The following is a 281-nucleotide window of genomic DNA, read 5'->3' as shown; positions in this document are numbered from 1 at the left end:
GAGGACCCCGCCCGCCCCGACCCGGCCGAGGAGGGCGCCTCCGGGGCCGTCCGCGGACCGAACGACGGCGTGCCCGCCGCGGCCCTCGCCACGCTGCCCGGCCCCCTCCCGCAGGCGCTCGTCGACGCCGCCGACCCGGACGTCCACCCCGGCCGCCCGGCGGACCGGCTGCACGGCGGGCGCGGCGACGGCCGCCCGGTGGCCGAGGCGGACCGGCTCGCGTTCTGGGAGGCGGCCGGCCGACGTCTGAGCTGGGAGCGACCCTTCACCCGGACGCGCTC

1 pseudogene is annotated in these 281 nt (G+C 82.9%); it reads left to right on the top strand.

Annotated elements, in window-relative coordinates:
- Positions 1-281 (top strand): annotated as a pseudogene (locus tag SJ20_RS01385) (acetyl-coenzyme A synthetase); the annotation flags it as partial.

It is taken from the genome of Micrococcus sp. MS-ASIII-49 (assembly GCF_000946635.1).
Taxonomy (GTDB): Bacteria; Actinomycetota; Actinomycetes; order Actinomycetales; family Micrococcaceae; genus Micrococcus; species Micrococcus luteus.
The sequence above is the reverse complement of the archived record's forward strand: the minus strand, read 5'-3'. Positions and strand labels throughout refer to the sequence as shown.